This window comes from Paenibacillus sp. JNUCC 35 (assembly GCF_058269095.1).
Window position 1 is genome coordinate 2,195,752 of record NZ_CM177771.1, and the last position, 19,675, is coordinate 2,215,426.

Genomic DNA, 19,675 nt, shown 5'->3' on the forward strand with positions numbered 1-19,675 from the left:
ACAAGCTTTCTTTTCTTCAAAAAATTCAGGGGATGTGAATAATTACCATGTCTATTTTGATTGATAAAAACACAAAAGTCATTACCCAAAACATGACGGGTAAGACCGGTATGTTCCATACACTCGGCGGTCTTGAATATGGTACGCAAATGGTAGCGGGCGCGGTTCCGGGAAAAGGCGGCACGCAAGTCGATTTCACGCTTGAAAACGGCTCTACCGTTACTCTTCCGGTTTATAACACCGTACAAGAAGCGAAGGACGCGACAGGTGCCACGGCATCCGTTATTTACGTTCCTCCGGCTTTCGCGGCCGATTCCATCATGGAAGCCGTTGACGCGGATCTTGATCTTGTTATCTGTATCACCGAAGGTATTCCGGTTCTTGACATGGTGAAAGTTGCCCGTTATATGGAAGGCAAACGCACCCGTCTGATCGGACCGAACTGTCCGGGCGTTATTACGCCGGGCGAATGCAAAATCGGCATTATGCCGGGTTACATTCATACTCCGGGCCACGTGGGCGTAGTATCCCGCTCCGGTACCTTGACGTATGAAGCGGTTCACCAGCTTACAACCCGCGGCATCGGCCAGTCTTCCGCAGTAGGTATCGGCGGCGACCCGGTTAAAGGCTCCGAGTTTATCGACATTCTTCGACTGTTCAACGACGATCCCGACACCTATGCAGTCATCATGATCGGTGAAATCGGCGGTTCCGCTGAAGAAGAAGCGGCCGAGTGGATTAAAGCGAACATGACGAAGCCGGTTGTCGGCTTCATCGGCGGTAAAACAGCGCCTCCGGGAAAACGTATGGGCCACGCAGGCGCCATCATTTCCGGCGGTAAAGGTACGGCGGCTGAGAAAGTGGCGACACTCGAAGCTTGCGGTATCCGCGTAGCGGCGACTCCTTCCGAAATGGGCTCCACTCTCGTGAGCGTCCTGGAAGAAAAAGGCCTGCTGGAAAAATGCATCACTAAAAAATAAATAGAGCCGCCGGTTTCGGCGCTTTTATGGATGGTAAGCAACCTTCCAGTTCCCGTTGGGAATTGGAAGGTTTTTTTGTTTAGGTCTGTAAAATTTGTGAATGACAAGGGAGTGTTTTATACTATGGAGAATCGCTCTGTACTTATCGGGCTTCACGGCATAACCGGAGTGGGATGGAAGACCATTGATCTGCTGGTCCGCTCATGTTCCGATTTGAAGGATTTGCTGCTCTGGTCAGCCGGCGAATATGCCAGGCTTGGCCTTCCGACAGCCAGAATCCAGCGGTTAATAGATGAATTGACTCCATTTAAAATTGAAGCTTCATTAGAAAAGTACGAGTCGCTCGGCATCGGCATTCTGACCCGCTTCGATCCCGGCTACCCGCGGCTGCTCGAAGAAACCGCTCAGCCCCCGTGGGTCCTCTACTGCAGAGGCCGGCAGGAGGTTCTGCAAAGACCGGCCCTCGCGGTCGTCGGCACGCGGACACCGACCGCCTACGGACGGAAAGCCGCGCGGGAACTCAGCCTGGCTTTGTCGGCCGCGGGCTTTGTCGTTGTAAGCGGTTTGGCGCGGGGCATTGATGCGGAGGCTCACCACGGGGCCAAAGACAGAGCGGGCGGAACGGTTGCCGTGCTCGGTGTGCCGCCGGACCGGATTTATCCGCCGGAGCATACGAGACTGCATGAAGAAATCATCGCCTGTGGAGGTCTCGTCGTGTCCGAGTACCCGCTCGGTACAGTTCCGCACCCGGGATTATTTCCGATGCGCAATCGGGTGATTGCCGGCGTCAGTCTGGGTGTGATCGTGGTGGAGGCGGCGGAGAGAAGCGGCTCCTTGATTACGGCGGATCTCGCCCTGGAGGAATCAAGGGATGTGTTTGCCGTCCCGGGTCCCATCCATTCTCCCAAGAGCAGAGGAGCGCTATCGCTTATCAAGCAGGGGGCCAAAATGGTGACGGATCCCCGGGACGTTTACGAAGAATATATGCATTTGATGTCCTCCCTGAGTGGACAATTGGGAGTCTCGGCTCAGCAGGCTTCCATGCCGTCACTGGAACAACAGCTGACAGAAGACGAGGCGATTCTTTATCGATTGCTGTCGAGCGTGCCTGTCCCCATTGACGTCCTCCTGGAGCAGACTCAATTTACGTTTGGACATTTGCATTCAGTTCTGATATCCTTGCTATTGAAAAAGGTGATAGCGGAGCTTCCAGGCTCTTCTTACGTTTCCATATGAAATTTCTATTAAAAACGATGATGATATACATGCAGCAGCAGATGACACTGAGGGGAGGAGCATTCGACCGATGGCAGACTCATTAGTGATTGTAGAATCACCGGCTAAGGCCAAAACGATCGGTAAATATTTGGGAAGTAAATATATTGTAAAAGCGTCGATGGGTCATATTCGGGACCTGCCGAAAAGTCAGATCGGTGTGGAGGTTGAACGCGACTTCGAACCGAAATACATTACGATCCGCGGTAAAGGCTCCGTTTTGAAAGAATTGAAGGATGCCAGCAAAAAAGTGAAAAAAGTTTATCTCGCAGCTGACCCGGATCGCGAAGGGGAGGCTATCGCCTGGCATCTGGCGCACTATCTGGAGTTAAACGATACCGATAGCTGCCGCGTCGTATTCAATGAGATTACGAAGCAGGCGGTTAAAGACGCATTCAAGACACCGCGGCCGATTAACATCGATCTGGTGAACGCGCAGCAAGCCCGGCGTATACTCGACAGGCTTGTGGGATACAAGATCAGTCCTCTTCTATGGAAGAAAGTCAAAAAGGGCTTATCCGCCGGACGCGTCCAATCCGTAGCCGTCAAACTCATTATGGACCGGGAAAACGAAATCAAGGCTTTCGTTCCCGAAGAGTACTGGACCATTACCGCCATGCTCGAGGCAGGCAAAGCCCACTTCGAAGCGAAATTTTACGGCATGGACGGCGCCAAGAAAGAGCTCGGTTCCGAGGAAGAAGTTCAAACGGTCCTGAAAGCGATTGAAGGAGCCCCTTTTGTCGTGAAGGAAGTGAAAGAAAAAGAACGGCTTCGCAATCCATCGCCGCCATTCATTACAAGTTCGCTTCAACAGGAGGCGGCCCGGAAACTCAATTTCCGTGCGGCCAAAACCATGTCCGTAGCGCAGCAGTTATATGAAGGGATCGACTTGGGCAAGGAAGGTACGGTCGGTTTAATTACTTATATGCGTACCGATTCCACGCGGATTTCTCCGGTAGCCCAGGAAGAAGCCAAGGAATACATCTTGGGTAAATACGGGGAAAGCTTTTACCCGGAAACCCCTCGCGTCTATACGAAGAAGGGTTCCAACACTCAGGATGCGCACGAAGGGATTCGTCCTTCCTCCGTAACGAGGGATCCGGATTCCGTTAAGGAATTTTTGTCGCGGGATCAGTTCCGCTTATACAAGCTGGTGTGGGAACGTTTCGTTGCGAGCCAAATGTCGTCCGCCGTGCTGGACACGATGACCATCGACTTGAACGTCGGAAACACGGTTTTCCGGGCGGTCGGCTCCAAACTCAAGTTTCCGGGTTTCATGAAAGTATACGTGGAAGGCAACGATGACGGTACGACGGAAGAAGACAAACTGCTTCCTCCGCTTAAATCCGGAGATCAGGTCGTTTCCGATGAAATTCAACCGAAACAGCACTTCACCCAGCCGCCTCCGCGGTATACGGAAGCCCGTCTCGTACGCGCTCTCGAGGAACTGGGCATCGGCAGGCCGAGTACATACGCCCCGACGCTTGAAACGATTCAGAAGCGGGGATATGTAGCCATTGAGGAAAAGAAGTTCGTGCCCACCGAGCTGGGAGAACTGGTTATACAACTGATGAGCGAGTTTTTCCCCGAGATTCTGGATGTGGAATTTACCGCACAGATGGAAGAAGAGCTTGACCACGTAGGCGAAGGCAAAGAAAACTGGGTCAAAGTTCTCGACGAATTTTACAGTTCTTTCGAAAAACGGCTGGAGTTCGCCGAGGAAGAAATGAAGGAAATCGAAATCCAAGACGAAGTTTCGGATGAAATTTGTGAGAAGTGCGGTAAACATCTGGTTTATAAAATGGGACGCTTTGGCAAGTTTCTTGCCTGCTCCGGTTTTCCGGACTGCCGCAACACCAAACCGATCGTCAAGGATATTGGCGTCACGTGTCCGAAATGCAAGGAAGGTAAAGTCGTGGAACGCCGCAGCAAAAAGGGCCGTATTTTTTACGGCTGCGACCATTATCCCGAATGTGACTTCGTGTCTTGGGACAAACCGGTTGCCCAACCCTGCCCGAACTGCGGCTCAATGATGATCGAGAAGCGGACGAAAACATCCGTCAATCACCAGTGTGTAGAGTGCGGATTTAAAGAAGAAGTAAAAGATGAAGCAAACGACGAAGGCTGATCGGATTGCTAACGATTGAACTAGAGGTGTGAACATTGACAGCAGGACAAAAAGTAACCGTAATCGGTGCCGGACTGGCAGGAAGTGAAGCGGCTTTTCAAATCGCCAGCCAGGGAGTGCCCGTTGTATTGTACGAAATGCGTCCGGTGCTGAAGACACCGGCGCACATTACCGATAAATTCGCCGAGCTTGTGTGCAGCAACTCGCTGCGTGCGAACGGTCTGACGAACGCGGTAGGCGTTCTGAAGCAGGAGATGAGGGAGCTGAACTCACTCATCCTCTCCAGTGCCGACAAGCATGCAGTACCCGCTGGAGGCGCTCTGGCGGTCGATCGTGACGGCTTCTCCGGGGAGATCACGGATACCCTCCGCAATCATCCTCTCATTGAAGTGCGCACCGAGGAACTTAAGGAAATTCCGGACGGCATTACCGTTGTGGCTTCCGGGCCGCTTACGTCCCCGGACTTGTCTGCAAGCCTGCAGGCGCTTATGGGCGAAGAATATTTGTATTTCTATGATGCGGCCGCGCCGATCGTCGAGAAAGACTCCATCGATATGAGCAAAGTGTATCTGGCTTCCCGGTACGACAAGGGAGAAGCCGCTTATCTGAATTGCCCGATGACGGAGGCGGAGTTCGATGCTTTCTACGAAGCACTGATCACGGCCGAAACGGCACCTGTGAAGGAGTTCGAGAAAGAGATCTATTTCGAAGGCTGCATGCCGATCGAAGTGATGGCCAAACGCGGCAAACAAACCGCTTTGTACGGCCCGATGAAGCCGGTAGGTCTTATCAACCCGCATACGGGTGAGCTTCCTTACGCGGTCGTTCAACTTCGTCAGGATAACGCGGCGGGCACGCTGTACAATCTTGTCGGGTTTCAAACGCATCTGAAATGGGGCGAACAGAAGCGGGTTCTGCAAATGATCCCGGGTCTGGAAAACGCCGAGTTCGTGCGTTACGGGGTTATGCACCGCAACACCTTTATCAACTCACCCCGTCTGTTGAAACCGACTTATCAGTTCAAAAACCGGGATAATTTGTTCTTTGCCGGACAGATGACCGGAGTAGAAGGTTATGTCGAATCGGCCGCATCCGGCCTGATCGCCGGTATCAACGCGGGAAGATTGGCACAGGGGCTGGATTGCCTGCAGTTCCCGCTGGAAACCGCACTTGGCAGCATGGCGCAGTATATTACGACTGCGGACACCAAACATTTTCAGCCGATGAATGCTAACTTCGGTCTTTTCCCGCCACTGGGTGAAAAAATCCGCAATAAAAAAATGAAGTACGAAAAGCTTGCGGAACGGGCAATTGAGACTATTCAGAATTTTTCGCAAAATACAGTCCAGTCAACTTGTAAGTGAAAGTGCGGCTGTGTTACGATTAAGTTGTTTTGAACGACGCTGTACACAACCACTTTAAATCAAACTCCGGAAGCAGCATCAAAACAACCTTTTGCTGCTGCTTCTTATTTTCCGTTCTCTCGCAGCAAACAGCTTCGGAAAAGAATCGAGAGGTGAACTATGGATCCGACAAATGCGACTTTTCATGCCACCACGATATTCGCCATCCGTAAAGACGGCCGCGGGGCGATAGCCGGAGACGGCCAAGTGACTTTCGGCAACAGCATGATTATGAAGAATACAGCGAAGAAAGTGCGGCGTCTGTACCGGGGAAAAGTGATTTCCGGGTTTGCGGGGTCTGTCGCGGATGCGATTACCTTGTTTGAGAAGTTCGAAGGCAAGCTGGAGGAACATCACGGAAATCTTCAGCGGGCGGCCGTAGAACTGGCGAAGGAATGGAGATCCGACCGCGTTCTGCGCAAACTGGAGGCCATGATGATCGTGATGGACGAACATGGGCTTCTGCTTATTTCGGGCAACGGGGAAATTATCGAGCCGGATGACGGCATCGTTGCAATCGGTTCGGGAGGCAGCTTTGCCCTGGCGGCAGGCCGCGCCCTCTCCCGTTACGCAACCGACATGAGCGCAGCCGACATTGCGAAAGCATCGCTCGAAATGGCCGCGGATATTTGCGTGTTTACGAATCACAATATTATTGTAGAAGAAATATAACGCCGACCGACGAGCAATAGGCAGGTAAGGCTTGTAACCAAGTCTTATCGGGCACTATATGAAGGAGGGGTTCCTTTTGAGCACAAGCTCCCTTACACCTAGACAAATCGTGCAAGAGCTGGACCGGTATATTGTCGGTCAGAAGCAGGCCAAGAAGTCCGTAGCGGTAGCCCTGCGTAACCGTTTTCGCCGCAGCAGACTGGAAGAATCCATGCGTGACGAGATTGTGCCCAAAAATATCCTGATGATCGGGCCGACAGGAGTGGGCAAGACGGAGATAGCAAGACGACTCGCTAAACTGGTCGGAGCCCCCTTTGTGAAGCTGGAAGCTACAAAATTTACCGAGGTCGGTTATGTGGGCAGGGATGTGGAGTCCATGGTCCGGGATCTCGTTGAAACGTCGATACGCATGGTTAAGAGCGAACGTACCGAAAGTGTGAAAGAACGGGCGGAAGAGCTTGCCAACGAGCGTCTGGTGTCCATTCTGGCGCCAAGCGCGAGCCGTCCCAAATTTCAGCGCAATCCGCTGGAGATGATTTTCGGCAATCAACAGGGCAACCAGGAACCGGATGAGGAGGATAAGGATCCTCAGCTGGCAACGAAACGCGCGCAGATCAAAGAACAGCTTAAGCGCGGTGAACTCGAAAATTACATCGTTGAAGTCGATGTGGAAGATAATTCTCCCTCCATGCTGGATATGCTGGCTGGCCAGGGGCAGGATCAAGCCGGCATGAACATGCAGGAAATGTTCGGCAGCCTCCTGCCGAAACGCACGAAGAAGCGGAAGCTTCCCGTTAAAGAAGCCAGAAAAGTGCTTACCCAGGACGAAGCGCAGAAACTGATCGATATGGATGAGGTTATTCAGGAATCCATCCGGCGTGCCGAACAAAGCGGAATCATCTTTCTGGATGAGATCGATAAAATCGCGGGCAACGGCCGTGGAAGCGGCGGACCGGATGTTTCTCGCGAAGGCGTCCAGCGCGATATTCTCCCGATCGTGGAAGGCTCCACGGTCGTAACGAAGTATGGGCCTGTCAAAACGGATTATATCCTGTTTATTGCGGCCGGGGCTTTTCATGTTTCCAAGCCTTCCGATCTGATACCGGAGCTTCAAGGTCGTTTTCCGATCCGGGTAGAGCTCAGCAATTTAACGCTTGAAGATTTTGTTTCCATTCTTAAGGAACCTAAAAACGCGTTAACCAAGCAGTACACGGCTTTGCTGGAAACCGAAGGAATCCGGATCGATTTCAGCCAGTCCGCGATCGAAGAGATTGCGCGCATTGCCGTCGAAGTCAATCAGAGCACGGAAAATATCGGTGCGCGGCGGCTGCATACCATTTTGGAGAAGCTGCTGGAAGATTTATCGTTTGAAGCTCCGGAATTAAATCTGGAGGAAATGGTAATCACGCCTGAATACGTCCGCGAGAAGCTGGGCGATATCGTTCAGAACCGAGATTTGAGCCAATATATTTTGTAAACCGGAAGGCGTTGCCCGCCTTCGGTTTTCTATTCTTGGGTATAAGATTGTAGGAGGCAAGCCAATGACCTTGTTGAACAAAACGAGAAGGCTTAACCGTCTGCTCCAGAAGGAGGCGGTGAGTGCTGTCAGTTTTATGGATATGGCCGAGGTTTTGCGGGACACCATTCACTCCAATGTGTATGTGGTCAGCAGACGAGGCAAATTGTTAGGATACGCGACGACGAATGAACTGCCGACTTCGGCAATCAATCGAATCGTGGCGGATGAGAAAAGATTCTCGCCGGAATTCAATCATTTTCTTCTAAAGGTGGATGAAACCACTTCGAATTCGGATGCGCTTGAAATGTTTCCGACTTTTGTGGAAGAAATGAAGAACTTAAGAGAATATACCTACTTCACCATTGTGCCGATTTTGGGCGGCGGCGACAGACTCGGGACTTTAGTCCTATGCAGAACGCACTCTGCCTTCACAGATGATGATTATATCTTGGCAGAGTATGGGTCGACAGTCGTAGCAATGGAAATCCTTCATATGCGGGCGGAAGAGATTGAGCAGGAGGCAAGAAGCAAGGCAGTGGTTCAGGTCGCCATCGGTTCTTTGTCGTTCAGCGAACTGGAGGCAGTGGAGCATATTTTCGAAGAATTAGAAGGAAAAGAAGGACTTCTCGTTGCAAGCAAGATTGCAGATCGTGTCGGAATAACTCGATCCGTGATCGTAAATGCGCTCCGTAAACTGGAAAGCGCGGGTGTCATTGAGACGCGTTCTCTTGGCATGAAAGGAACGTACATTCGTATATTGAATGATCAATTGATGCAGGCGATTGACCAAGTTAAGTCTAAAATGTAACAAAAATTTCATACTTATGTATGAACCAAACGAAGGCCCATCTTCCTAAAGATAGGGCTTTTTTCTCATTGTCTATTTCCAGACTTTTCTTCATGATAATTTTAGCAACATTATTCTACATAATGTACACACTTCGAATAATTCCTTGTGTCGAAGTTAGGAGGAATGTGAAGTTTCATTATGGAATTTAGTTTCATAAAGACATAAAAGGTGGGGTAACCATGTTCTTGCTAAACCAAGCCGGATTTCAATGGATGGAGAAATCACTGGATGCATCAGCCCTTCGGCAGCGGGTGATTTCCAACAATGTGGCCAACGCCGACACTCCTCATTTTAAAAGGTCAGACGTTCTGTTCGAGGAATTGCTCCAAGAGAAGATGACCGGAAACCAGCCGGTATTGGAAGGCAGACGCACAAATTCGAGACACCTGCAGATTCCATCTAGTACCAACTTACCCGGCCAAGCGGTTGTTGAATCAGATCCGAACAGTTTGATGAACAACAATTTAAACAACGTCGACATGGATTACGAGATGTCATTGATGGCCAAAAATCAGCTTAAATACAACACGATGGTACAAGAGATGAATAACGAGTTCCGTAAACTGAAGATTGCGATGGATGGGAGAAGATAATGGATGAGAATTACGAATAGCTTTGACATCAGCGCATCGGCATTAACGACGCAGCGTTTAAGAATGGATGTCATCTCTTCGAATATCGCGAATGCGGATACGACCCGGGCGTCATTTGTGAACGGGCAGTGGACACCCTACCAGCGCAAAATCGTTTCGGTCGAACCGAAAAACCAGCCAACGTTCGCTCAAATGCTCAACTCGGCAATGACGGACGGGACGGGGCAGGGGGTTCGGGTATCCAGCATTTCCGGAGATACGACTCCATTCAAGCAGGTTTACAATCCTTTGCACCCGGATGCCAATCAGCAGGGGTACGTCATGATGCCGAACGTCGATGTCGCCAAGGAGATGGTGGATATGATTTCCGCCACAAGGTCTTATGAAGCAAACGTAACGGCTCTTAACGCAAGCAAAGGCATGATTACAAAAGCGCTTGAAATCGGCAGATGATAAAAGATAAAAAAGGAGAATGAGTGTGGTAAACCCGACTTATCTAAATGCATTTTCTCCGGTGCAGACAATAAAGCAGCCGGTGGGGAGCGAGCCTGCAAGTGCCTCCCAATTTACAAAGCAGTTTTCCTCATTTCTCAGCGAGGCCATGAATGGGTTGAATTCGGATCAGCATACGGTAGACGGACTCAACCAGCAGTTTGCCAAAGGGGAATTATCGGACGTCCATCAATTGATGATTGCTTCCGAAAAAGCATCGCTCGGTTTAGAGTTCACCGTCCAGGTGCGCAATAAAGTCGTGGAAGCTTATCAGGAAGTCATGAGGATGCAGCTCTAACGGCGGCTGAACCATGATCGACATTGATTGAATCGGATGGGGTGACATTGTGAACGAAAGATTGCTCCAATATTGGGAGAAAGCCAAACAGTATTGGAATCAATATAGCAAAACGACCAAGCTTACTTTTGTAGCTGCATTGTTCGTTCTCCTATTGACTATTGGAATCATCAGCTACAATCTCGCGAAAACCGAGTATTCACTGGCGTATACGAATCTCCAGCCGGCAGATGCCGCTGCGATTAAAGGGTACCTGGACACGGCGAAAATCCCTTATAACCTCAGTTCCGACGGAAAAAGCATTGAAGTGCCGAAGAACGAAGTCGCCAATGTCAAGCTGGGCATTGAATCGCAAGGCTTGAACAAAGGAAGTTCGATCGGTTACGACGCGTTCGCTTCGGACAGTGCCTTCGGAATGACGGACAACGAGTTTAAAGTGAAATATTTAAGCGCGGTGCAGGGAGAGCTTCAACAGCTTATCAACTCCAACGAAGCGGTGGATAAATCGAAGGTTCTGATTTCGATGCCGGATGAGACGGTGTTTCTCGCCAATCAGAAGCAAGAAGCCACGGCATCGGTTGTACTGAACGTGAAGCAGGGCTATTCGCTGGATCAGGGGCAAGTAGACACGATTTATAACCTCGTTTCACACAGCGTCAAAAATTTGCCGCTGCAGAACATAACGATTTCCGATCAGTACGGTCAGTTCCTGGCTTACTCGAAGGAAACGAACGGCGGTCAAAGCACGTCAGGTCTGGTTCAGAACCAATTCGACATCAGACGCAAGTTTGAAACAAGTGTACAGGGAAATATTACAAATCTCCTCAACAAAATGCTAGGTCCCGACAAAGTGGTTGTCAGTGTTTTCTCGACGATGAACTTCGACCAGAAGAAAACGACGGAAAATCTGGTTACGCCGCCTAATGTGGAAGACAAGAAGGGACTTGAAATTTCTACCCAGGAATCCTCCAAAACTTCTACGAGTACGGGAGGAAATACGGGGGGAGTGGCCGGAACCGGTCAGACGGACGTGCCTGGTTATCCGGGAGGAGCCGCATCCGGTAATGCCAACTCCGAAGAAAGCAGCAAAACGGTCAATTACGAAATTAACCGCATCACGAACGACATTATCCAGACGCCTTATGTCGTCAAAGATATCAGCATCAATATCGGATTTGATTCAACCGGGAAAGACCAGGCCGCGGTAGCGGAATTGAAAGGTCTCATCGAAGGGCAAATGGCAAACATTGTTCGTGCGTCGCTTGCCGACAACAAGGTGGAATACACGCCGGCTCAAATTCAGGACAAAGTGAAAGTAGTTCCTCAAACATTCGTAACACCATCCGGAATTGCGGGTACGAATTGGCAGCAATATCTTCTGTACGGCGGAATCGGTTTGGCTGCTCTGCTGCTCGGTGCGCTCGGGATGTACGCCATCAGAAGAAAGAAAAAAGCTGGAGAAGAAGAGGATGAGCTTGACCTTCCACCGGCAAAAGTGGAATATCCTACGATCGATATCGAGAATGTCTCCAACGAAAATCAAGTACGCAAGCAATTAGAGACGCTAGCCAAGAAAAAGCCGGACGAATTTGTCAATTTGCTTAGAACCTGGCTGGTGGATGAATAGAGGTGTGGGTGTTTGGCAAGAGGAGCAATACAGCAGGGGTTAACGGGAAGGCAAAAAGCGGCGATTCTGCTTATCAGCCTCGGACCGGAAGTTTCTGCTCAAATTTTCAAGCATTTGCGCGAAGATGAAATTGAGCAGCTTACCCTCGAAATCGCAAATGTACGCAAGGTAGACGCATTAGAGAAAGAATCGATTTTATCGGAGTTCCATCAAATTTGCCGGGCTCAAGAATACATCTCCCAAGGCGGTATCGCCTATGCGAAGGAAATTCTTGAAAAAGCACTCGGTTCCAACAAAGCCGTCGATATTATTAACCGGCTGACGGCTAATCTGCAGGTAAGGCCGTTCGATTTTGCCCGAAAAGCGGATCCTGCACAAATTTTAAACTTTATCCAAAACGAGAATTCGCAAACGATTGCACTCGTCCTGTCTTATCTGCAGGCGGAACAAGCCTCAATCATTTTGTCCTCCCTGCCGCAGGAGAAGCAGGCGGATGTTGCGAAACGGATCGCTCTGATGGACAGCACATCACCGGAAGTAATCTCTCAAGTGGAGAGAGTGCTCGAACAGAAACTCTCGGCCACCGTTACACAGGACTACACATCGGCCGGCGGTATTTCTTCGATCGTTCAAATTTTGAACGGAGTAGACAGAGGTACGGAACGTACCATTCTGGATTCGCTGGAAATTCAAGATCCCGAACTCGCCGAAGAAATCAAGAAGCGGATGTTCGTTTTCGAAGATATCGTCAATGTGGACAACCGTTCCATTCAGCGCATTGTCCGCGATATCGAGAATGCCGACCTTCAGCTTGCGCTTAAAGTGGCGAGCGAGGAAGTCCGTGAAGCTATTTTCCGCAACATGTCCAAACGGATGGCGGAGACGTTCAAAGAAGAAATGGAATTTATGGGCCCGGTTCGGCTGCGCGATGTCGAAGAAGCGCAAACCCGGATCGTATCAACAATTCGCCGCCTAGAAGAATCCGGAGAAATCATTATCGCACGCGGTGGAGGAGACGATATTATTGTCTAACATCCTAAAGCCTTTCCATTATGCTCCTGCGGATGAGACAAACGCTTACCGGGTGCCGGTCAAACCGATTTATACGCCGCAGGCTGAACTTCCGGAAGATGAACCGCGGTTCACTCCAGAAGAAGAAGCGCAGCTGAGCGAAGCGGAAAGCTTAAAACGGCATATTCTCGAGGATGCTGAATCCTTCGCGCAATCCCATATGCAGCAGGCGATCCAGGAAGTATCCGAACTGAAAGAACAGACGGAAGCCGAGATCGAAGCTTGGTGGATGCAGCGGCGCGAAGAAGATGAGCAGCATCAGGAACAGGCCCGGACAACCGGTTACGAAACGGGTTATCATGAAGGCTTGAATCAAGCTCAGCAAGATGTGAGCCAGCAGTACGATGAGATGTTATCGGAAGCGCGGCAGGTACTGCAGCAGGCTTACCAGGTAAAACAGCAGGTCATTCAGGAAGCGGAACCTTTTCTCATCGAATTAAGCTGCTCCATTGCGGAGAAAATCATTTCCAAGCAGCTGACCGTATCGCCCGAATGGATGATCGAAACGATTCGCAGCGTGCTGGTTCGTCGAAAAGAGAGCGGAACGATCACGCTCTGCGTAGCACCCCGCTACTTCGCTTACATTCAGGATGCCCGTGAAGAACTGCTGTCGGCAATCGACTCGCAGGCCGAGCTGGAAATTATCCCGGATGCGAGTGTTCAGGACGAAGGCTGTGTAGTCCGTTCCACGTTCGGAAGCATTGACGCCCGCATCGATACGCAGCTTCACGAGATCAAGCTGGCCTTGCAGCGGATTGCCCTTCACGGTGAAGGGGATGAATCATGAGTCAAGGGAGCCCGAATGCAGGCAAATATGTAGACTTTCTAAGGCAGCTGGATCCTGTCCGGGTAAACGGCAAAGTGACGCAAGTGATCGGTTTGACCGTTGAATCGGAAGGTCCGGATGTAAGTATCGGCGAGTTATGCCACATCTATCCTCACAAATCCAATCAACCGCTGATGGCGGAAGTTGTCGGATTCAGAGGCAATAAGGTCATTCTGATGCCGCTTGGCGAACTTGAAGCGATCGGCCCCGGCTGCGATGTGGTCGGAACTGGCAAGCCGCTGACGGTGCAGGTCGGTCACGAACTGCTGGGTAAAGTATTAAACGGTCTCGGCCAGCCTTTGGACGGTTCGTTCTTACCGTCAAGAATGGCTCATGTTTCTACGAACAATGTCCCCAGCAATCCTTTGTCGAGACCGCGGGTTCAAGAGCCGCTCGGCGTCGGTGTCCGGGCAATTGACGGGCTGCTTACCGTAGGCAAGGGACAACGGGTCGGTATTTTCGCCGGTTCGGGGGTGGGCAAAAGCACTCTGCTCGGCATGGTCGCGAGAAACACGTCGGCGGACGTCAACGTGATCGCGCTTATCGGAGAACGGGGCCGTGAGGTTCTCGAATTCGTCGAGAAAGATCTCGGGCCGGAGGGCCTGGCGCGTTCTGTCGTCATTGTCGCAACGTCGGACCAGCCGGCGATGGTCCGGATCAAAGGAGCTTTTATCGCAACGAGTATTGCCGAATATTTCCGGGATCGCGGGATGAACGTCATGCTCATGATGGACTCCGTAACCCGCTTTGCGATGGCTCAGCGTGAGGTCGGTCTGGCGGTCGGAGAGCCTCCGGCGACGAGAGGGTATACGCCTTCGGTTTTTGCCCTTCTGCCCAAGCTGCTTGAACGGTCCGGAACCGGGTTGAAAGGCTCGATTACCGCTTTCTACACGGTGCTAGTGGACGGTGACGATATGAATGAGCCTATCGCGGATGCGGTTCGTGGTATTCTTGACGGTCATATCGTCTTGGACCGGAATATCGCCAACAAAGGCCAGTATCCCGCCATTAACGTTCTTGCCAGCGTAAGCCGGGTGATGAAAGAAATCGTTACCCAGGAGCAGCTCGACGCTGCGGCTCATCTCAAACGAATGCTTTCTGTTTATAAGGATTCGGAAGATTTGATAAATTTGGGGGCGTACCAGAGAGGATCAAATCAAGAAATTGATATTTCGCTTCAGTATATGGATGAGATCCTTGATTTTGTTAAACAAAAAACCAATGAAAAAGTGACGTTGGAAGAAGCCCAACAGCGCTTGATCGATCATTTTTCGTTAGGATGAGGCTAATATGAAATTCCAGTATGCGTTTCAGCAGATCGTAAATTTGAAAAATAATGAGCGTTCGCAGGCGGAGTGGAATCTTTCGACCGCCATCGGCAACCTGAATCACGAAGAAAGCTCTCTCCAGGAGCTGATTCGTCTCAAAAACGAAGCCCAGGAGAAAATGCTGGAAACTTCCATGCGGCCGGTTTCCATGCTGGAGATTCGTCAGCTGCAGTCTTATGTGGATCACATCGAGCATCTGATTGCGCGCAAACGTCACGACGTCTCCAAAGCCCAGCGCCATGTGAATCACAACAGGGACCTCCTGAACGACAAAATGGTCGATGAGAAAGTCTGGACGAAAGCGCGGGATAAAGCGTTGGAGCAGTTTACCGGTTTTGTTCTAAAAAAGGAACAAGAGGCGCTGGACGAAATTGCATCCAACCGTCATATCCGGTTGTCCTATCAGTAAACCCGCACGAAAGGAGGAGGCGTCATGGAAGAAGCAGGCACAGAGTCGTCCTCGGGCGGTAAATTGGAACGTTTTCTGGTCTGGTTTCTGATCCCGTTCGTGTTTACGGCCGTTCTTCTTGGTGTTCTTCTATCCGTTTTTGATTACGATGTGATGAAAACTGTCCAGCGGACGCTGAACAAAATCCCGGTCGTGGGGGAAATGATTCCCCTTCCGAAAGAGGATGCTCAAAGCGCCCCCGCCGCCAAAGGGACGGAAGAAGATGAAGTGAAGAAAAAAACCAAAGAAGTCGAGCAGTTGAACAGCAAGGTGCAGGAGCTTAAAACAGAGCTGGATAAAGCGGATCAGACGAGTGCCCAGAAGGACAAAACAATTCTGGACCTCAAGCAGCAAAAGGCGGAGCTGGAAGATAAAGAGCTGGCCAAACAGGATGAAGAGTACGACAAGAAAGTGCGGGAACTTGCTTCGGTTTATGCGAAGATGATGCCGAGTAAGGCCGCTCAAATCATTCAGAACCTGAGTCCGCAGGAAACGATTCTCGTTCTGAATGCGATGAAAACAGACGAACGAGTAAAAGTGCTTGAAAAAATGGATCCGAAGAAAGCGGCGGACGCTTCGATCGCACTCAAGGATCTGACAACTTCCCAGGATCAAAAAATCGCGGCTCTCCAGGATCGTCTCGTTCTCCAGCAAAAACCGGACTCCGCGCAAAAGAAGATGACTTCGGCTGAGCTGAGCCAGACGTTCGCATCGATGGATGCGTCCAAAGCCGCGAAAGTATTAACCGATATGTACGGGAAAAACTCGGCTCAGGTGTTAACCATCTTAAGGGAAATGGACACGGGCAAACGTGCCGCATTAATGGGAGAAATCGCGGGCATCAGCAAGGAAACCGCGGCTTCCATTACCGGCAATCTGGTTCCATAAATCTTTAATGAAAGGAGGTGAAAATAAAAAATGGAAATGCCAGTAGCAAGCACGACTTCGTCCGCACCGTCAGCAGGATCTGCGGCGGTTAAAGCGGGAACGGCTAAGACTTCAACAGCGGCTGCAACGTCAGCAGGAAACGGCAAGGGCGATGCGGGAACTTTCCAAGAGGTGATGAACGGCCAGCTTCAGAAGGAAGCGGGTGAGGAAAATGCCAGCTCCGTCGACTCCATCCTGGCCGGCCTGCTTCAAGTGATTCCGTTCCTTCCGGCGCCTGTCCAAGAAGCTTTGAGCGATATGGAAGGACAAACGGGAACGGAAGGAATGGCGGACCTTTTGCTTAGCACTATACAGAGCAGTCCGGAGCTATTCAGTAAGCTAAGCCAGTCCGATGCCATGCAGCAGTGGGCGAATGACGCTTCAGCTCTGCTTCAACTGTTAAGCGGTACGCAGCAAACCGGATTGCAGGCCATTCAGCTTGACAGCGGCGACGCTTCGCTGAAACTTCAGAAGACGATTTTGGATTTGACGGCCATGCTTAAGCAGCAGCCGGATCATCCGCTTCTGCAGCAGCTGTCGGTCGAATTCAAGCAGCTGGTGGAAACGGCACTGCCGTCTCTTTTAAACCAGCAAATGGCAGGTGCAACCGGTAAAGCAACGGCTAAAGCGGCCGAAACGGAATTGACGTTGCCTACTAGCGCAGCTGACAGCAACCTTGACGCCGCGGAGCCGGTGATGACCGTCACAAAGACAGGCAGCGTCAAAGCTTCATTGGAATTGTTGGCTGCAAGAACCGGAGTCTGGAATTCGGTGAGACAAGCGGCTCATGAAACCGTTGAGGCACAGACCTCCACTGCCCCGGCATCCGAAAACGAGCCGGCAGCGAATGGTTTGACAGGTCTTCAAGAAGGAATGAAAACAACTCTTCCGGAACAGGCGGCCAAAGCGGCAGCTCCAACGATTTCAGCTCAAAACTTCGCTCAAGAACTAAGTCAGTTCATGGTGAAGCGCATGAGCCTGAAAATGGGGAACGGTTTCTCGGAAGCCAAACTTTCGCTCCGTCCGCAGCATTTGGGAACGATTGATGTGGTCCTTACGATGCAAAACGGGCAGCTGGTTGCCCAGTTTACAGCGGATACGGCACTGGGAAAAGAGCTTCTCGAAAGCCAACTCGCACATTTGAGACAATCTCTGCACAGCCAAGGCGTTCAGGTAGACAAGATGGAAGTCGGCCAAAACACCATGTCTTCCACGATGTTCCAAGATTCCAGACAGCAGCAGTCTTCGCAGCAGTTTCTTCAGCAGCGCGGCGGCGGAGGTAATCAGGGCAACTCGGAAGAGCTTACGGAATGGAACGAAGAGTTGAAAATTTTGGAGGAAACAAGAAAAGCGGCTTTAGGAAATTCCTTCGAAACCTCGGCTTAATCAAGAGTGAAATGACAGACTCAGCTTAGATAGGAGGTGCAGCAATGGCAGAACTTTGGGGAGATTTGACCAAAACGGGCTCTACGACGAACACGGCAAGCGCAGCTTCGAAAGCCAAGGAGAAGAAGGACGGTTCGATTCTCGGCAAGGATGACTTTCTTAAAATTTTGATCACCCAGCTTCAAAATCAGGATCCTATGCAGCCTATGCAAGATAAAGAGTTTGTGGCGCAAATGGCCCAATTCACTTCGGTCGAGCAGCTGTCAAACATGGCTTCCGAGATGAAATTGCTCCGGTCTTCGCTCGGGTTTACATCGAGTCTGATCGGGAAGGACATCAGCTGGATGGGCAAAACGGACAGCGGAGAAACGGTGATGACGAATGGAGTCGTCGAATCCATCATCGTCCGGGACGGTGTGCAGTATGCGACGGTCGGCGGGAAAGAAGTCAAGCTGGAGGAAGTCCTTAAGATAGAAAACTCCAAGCCAGAGGTTCCTGCGCCATGACCGAACGTATAACGGTAGGAAGATTATATCCCACTCCTCCGGCACCCCTTCAGCGAAACGGTGGAGCCAGACCGGCTGCCGGACGCTCCGAATTCGATCAGCTTCTGCAAAGCGAACTGGTCAAGTTCAGTCATCATGCGGAAACCCGGTTGAAACAAAGGGGGATTCAAATCGACAACGAGCAGTTGACTAAGCTTGAAAACGCCATTGACAAAGCGGCCGCCAAGGGTGCCAAAGATACATTGATGGTGCTGGGTGGAACGGCCCTTATCGTGAACGTCCCGAATCGGACGGTGATCACGGCTCTGGACGGAGCCAAGCTGCAGGATCAGGTTTTTACGCAAATAGACAGTGCTGTCATCATTTCATAGGAACATTACTCAACAAAGCGGGCTGGACCCAACAGGAGGCCCTGATAGCTGCGGACCGATAGAAGCGGCTTTAAAGGAAGATGCCCACCCAGGCGGGCGACATAAGAGGAGGAACGACAAATGTTAAGATCCATGTACTCCGGTATTTCGGGCATGCGCGGTTTTCAGACAAAGCTCGATGTAATCGGCAATAACATTGCCAACGTGAACACGGTAGGTTTCAAAAAAGGCCGCGTCATGTTCCAGGACATTCTGAGCCAGACGGTATCCGGTGTAACGGCACCGGACGGCGCAGGCACACAGGGCGGTGTCAACGCCAAGCAGGTCGGTCTGGGCGTGGGAACTGCGGCTATAGACACGATTCATACAGGCGGCAGCGCGATGACTACCAATGTTCCTACCGATTTGCGTATTGACGGGAACGGATTTTTCGCGGTTGGATCGGCTGCAATGGGCTCTGCACCTACCTACTTCACTCGAGCAGGAAACTTTACCGTAGATGCCGATAATTTTATCGTGAATCCGGATGGACTGTATTTGCTCTCAACGGATGGCGAACCAATTAAATTGGACGATAATGCTACAAAGTTTTCTATCTCACAGGATGGGAAAGTGGTGCAGGTTATCAATGGTGTGCCTGAGGTTTCCACTTACAACATTGCGGTCGTGAAGTTCGCCAACCCGGGTGGCTTAACGAAAGCCGGCGGAAATCTGTACGAATATTCTCCGAATGCCGCCATGGATCCTATTACTGATCTGGCCGACTGGACGCCGGCAAACGAAGACACCGGCACTGGCTCCATCATCGCCGGACAGCTTGAAATGTCCAACGTGGATCTGACCGAGGAGTTTTCCGAAATGATCGTTTCCCAGCGTGGTTTCCAGGCGAACTCCCGGATTATCACCACGTCGGATGAAATTTTGCAAGAGATCGTTAACCTGAAACGCTAATAACAGGCAAAGGTAAAAGGTAAG

20 protein-coding genes are annotated in these 19,675 nt (G+C 50.9%); all 20 read left to right on the forward strand.

Features of this window, described 5'->3' with window-relative positions; all coding sequences use genetic code 11:
- Positions 1 to 47: 47 nt before the first annotated feature.
- Positions 48 to 980, forward strand: coding sequence for a succinate--CoA ligase subunit alpha (sucD, locus tag AC2TF6_RS10120; protein WP_491310897.1), 933 nt, complete (start codon positions 48 to 50; stop codon positions 978 to 980).
- Between the two features lie 123 nt (positions 981 to 1,103).
- Positions 1,104 to 2,216, forward strand: coding sequence for a DNA-processing protein DprA (gene dprA / locus AC2TF6_RS10125; protein WP_491310898.1), 1,113 nt, complete (start codon positions 1,104 to 1,106; stop codon positions 2,214 to 2,216).
- A gap of 70 nt (positions 2,217 to 2,286) precedes the next feature.
- Positions 2,287 to 4,383 (forward strand): type I DNA topoisomerase, encoded by a 2,097-nt coding sequence (gene topA, locus AC2TF6_RS10130; RefSeq protein WP_491310899.1) that lies wholly within the window; start codon positions 2,287 to 2,289, stop codon positions 4,381 to 4,383.
- Positions 4,384 to 4,418: 35 nt separating this feature from the next.
- Positions 4,419 to 5,747, forward strand: coding sequence for an FADH(2)-oxidizing methylenetetrahydrofolate--tRNA-(uracil(54)-C(5))-methyltransferase TrmFO (gene trmFO / locus AC2TF6_RS10135; RefSeq protein WP_491310900.1), 1,329 nt, complete (start codon positions 4,419 to 4,421; stop codon positions 5,745 to 5,747).
- Between the two features lie 159 nt (positions 5,748 to 5,906).
- On the forward strand, positions 5,907 to 6,458 hold the full coding sequence (gene hslV, locus AC2TF6_RS10140) for an ATP-dependent protease subunit HslV (protein WP_009674471.1): 552 nt from the start codon (positions 5,907 to 5,909) through the stop codon (positions 6,456 to 6,458).
- A gap of 76 nt (positions 6,459 to 6,534) precedes the next feature.
- Positions 6,535 to 7,935, forward strand: a complete 1,401-nt coding sequence (hslU, locus tag AC2TF6_RS10145) for an ATP-dependent protease ATPase subunit HslU (RefSeq protein WP_009674474.1) — start codon at positions 6,535 to 6,537, stop codon at positions 7,933 to 7,935.
- A gap of 64 nt (positions 7,936 to 7,999) precedes the next feature.
- A complete protein-coding gene (gene codY / locus AC2TF6_RS10150) occupies positions 8,000 to 8,785 on the forward strand; it encodes a GTP-sensing pleiotropic transcriptional regulator CodY (RefSeq protein WP_491310901.1) in 786 nt (261 codons plus the stop codon).
- Positions 8,786 to 9,006: 221 nt separating this feature from the next.
- Positions 9,007 to 9,420 (forward strand): flagellar basal body rod protein FlgB, encoded by a 414-nt coding sequence (gene flgB / locus AC2TF6_RS10155; protein ID WP_491310902.1) that lies wholly within the window; start codon positions 9,007 to 9,009, stop codon positions 9,418 to 9,420.
- A gap of 3 nt (positions 9,421 to 9,423) precedes the next feature.
- Entirely contained in the window at positions 9,424 to 9,873 is a 450-nt protein-coding gene (flgC, locus tag AC2TF6_RS10160; protein WP_491310903.1) for a flagellar basal body rod protein FlgC, read from the forward strand.
- Between the two features lie 25 nt (positions 9,874 to 9,898).
- Entirely contained in the window at positions 9,899 to 10,210 is a 312-nt protein-coding gene (gene fliE, locus AC2TF6_RS10165) for a flagellar hook-basal body complex protein FliE (protein ID WP_009674468.1), read from the forward strand.
- 49 nt (positions 10,211 to 10,259) lie between these two features.
- Complete coding sequence (fliF, locus tag AC2TF6_RS10170) at positions 10,260 to 11,837, forward strand: flagellar basal-body MS-ring/collar protein FliF (protein WP_009674479.1); 1,578 nt, start codon at positions 10,260 to 10,262, stop codon at positions 11,835 to 11,837.
- Between the two features lie 12 nt (positions 11,838 to 11,849).
- Positions 11,850 to 12,869 (forward strand): flagellar motor switch protein FliG, encoded by a 1,020-nt coding sequence (gene fliG / locus AC2TF6_RS10175; protein WP_042232979.1) that lies wholly within the window; start codon positions 11,850 to 11,852, stop codon positions 12,867 to 12,869.
- Entirely contained in the window at positions 12,862 to 13,695 is an 834-nt protein-coding gene (locus tag AC2TF6_RS10180) for a FliH/SctL family protein (protein WP_491310904.1), read from the forward strand. Before fliG ends, AC2TF6_RS10180 begins: the two co-directional genes overlap by 8 nt.
- Entirely contained in the window at positions 13,692 to 15,017 is a 1,326-nt protein-coding gene (gene fliI, locus AC2TF6_RS10185; RefSeq protein ID WP_377625643.1) for a flagellar protein export ATPase FliI, read from the forward strand. Before AC2TF6_RS10180 ends, fliI begins: the two co-directional genes overlap by 4 nt.
- A gap of 7 nt (positions 15,018 to 15,024) precedes the next feature.
- Positions 15,025 to 15,471 (forward strand): flagellar export protein FliJ, encoded by a 447-nt coding sequence (gene fliJ / locus AC2TF6_RS10190; RefSeq protein WP_009676776.1) that lies wholly within the window; start codon positions 15,025 to 15,027, stop codon positions 15,469 to 15,471.
- 24 nt (positions 15,472 to 15,495) lie between these two features.
- Positions 15,496 to 16,398 (forward strand): MotE family protein, encoded by a 903-nt coding sequence (locus tag AC2TF6_RS10195; RefSeq protein WP_491310905.1) that lies wholly within the window; start codon positions 15,496 to 15,498, stop codon positions 16,396 to 16,398.
- A gap of 30 nt (positions 16,399 to 16,428) precedes the next feature.
- Positions 16,429 to 17,823: a flagellar hook-length control protein FliK gene (locus AC2TF6_RS10200; protein WP_491310906.1), complete on the forward strand. Its 1,395-nt coding sequence runs from the start codon at positions 16,429 to 16,431 to the stop codon at positions 17,821 to 17,823.
- A gap of 44 nt (positions 17,824 to 17,867) precedes the next feature.
- Positions 17,868 to 18,329: a flagellar hook capping FlgD N-terminal domain-containing protein gene (locus AC2TF6_RS10205; protein ID WP_491310907.1), complete on the forward strand. Its 462-nt coding sequence runs from the start codon at positions 17,868 to 17,870 to the stop codon at positions 18,327 to 18,329.
- The gene (locus tag AC2TF6_RS10210) at positions 18,326 to 18,700 is read left to right on the forward strand and encodes a TIGR02530 family flagellar biosynthesis protein (RefSeq protein ID WP_491310908.1); all 375 of its coding nucleotides are present in this window, start codon (positions 18,326 to 18,328) and stop codon (positions 18,698 to 18,700) included. Before AC2TF6_RS10205 ends, AC2TF6_RS10210 begins: the two co-directional genes overlap by 4 nt.
- A 120-nt stretch (positions 18,701 to 18,820) precedes the next feature.
- Positions 18,821 to 19,651, forward strand: a complete 831-nt coding sequence (gene flgG, locus AC2TF6_RS10215) for a flagellar basal body rod protein FlgG (RefSeq protein ID WP_491310909.1) — start codon at positions 18,821 to 18,823, stop codon at positions 19,649 to 19,651.
- Positions 19,652 to 19,675 lie beyond the last annotated feature (24 nt).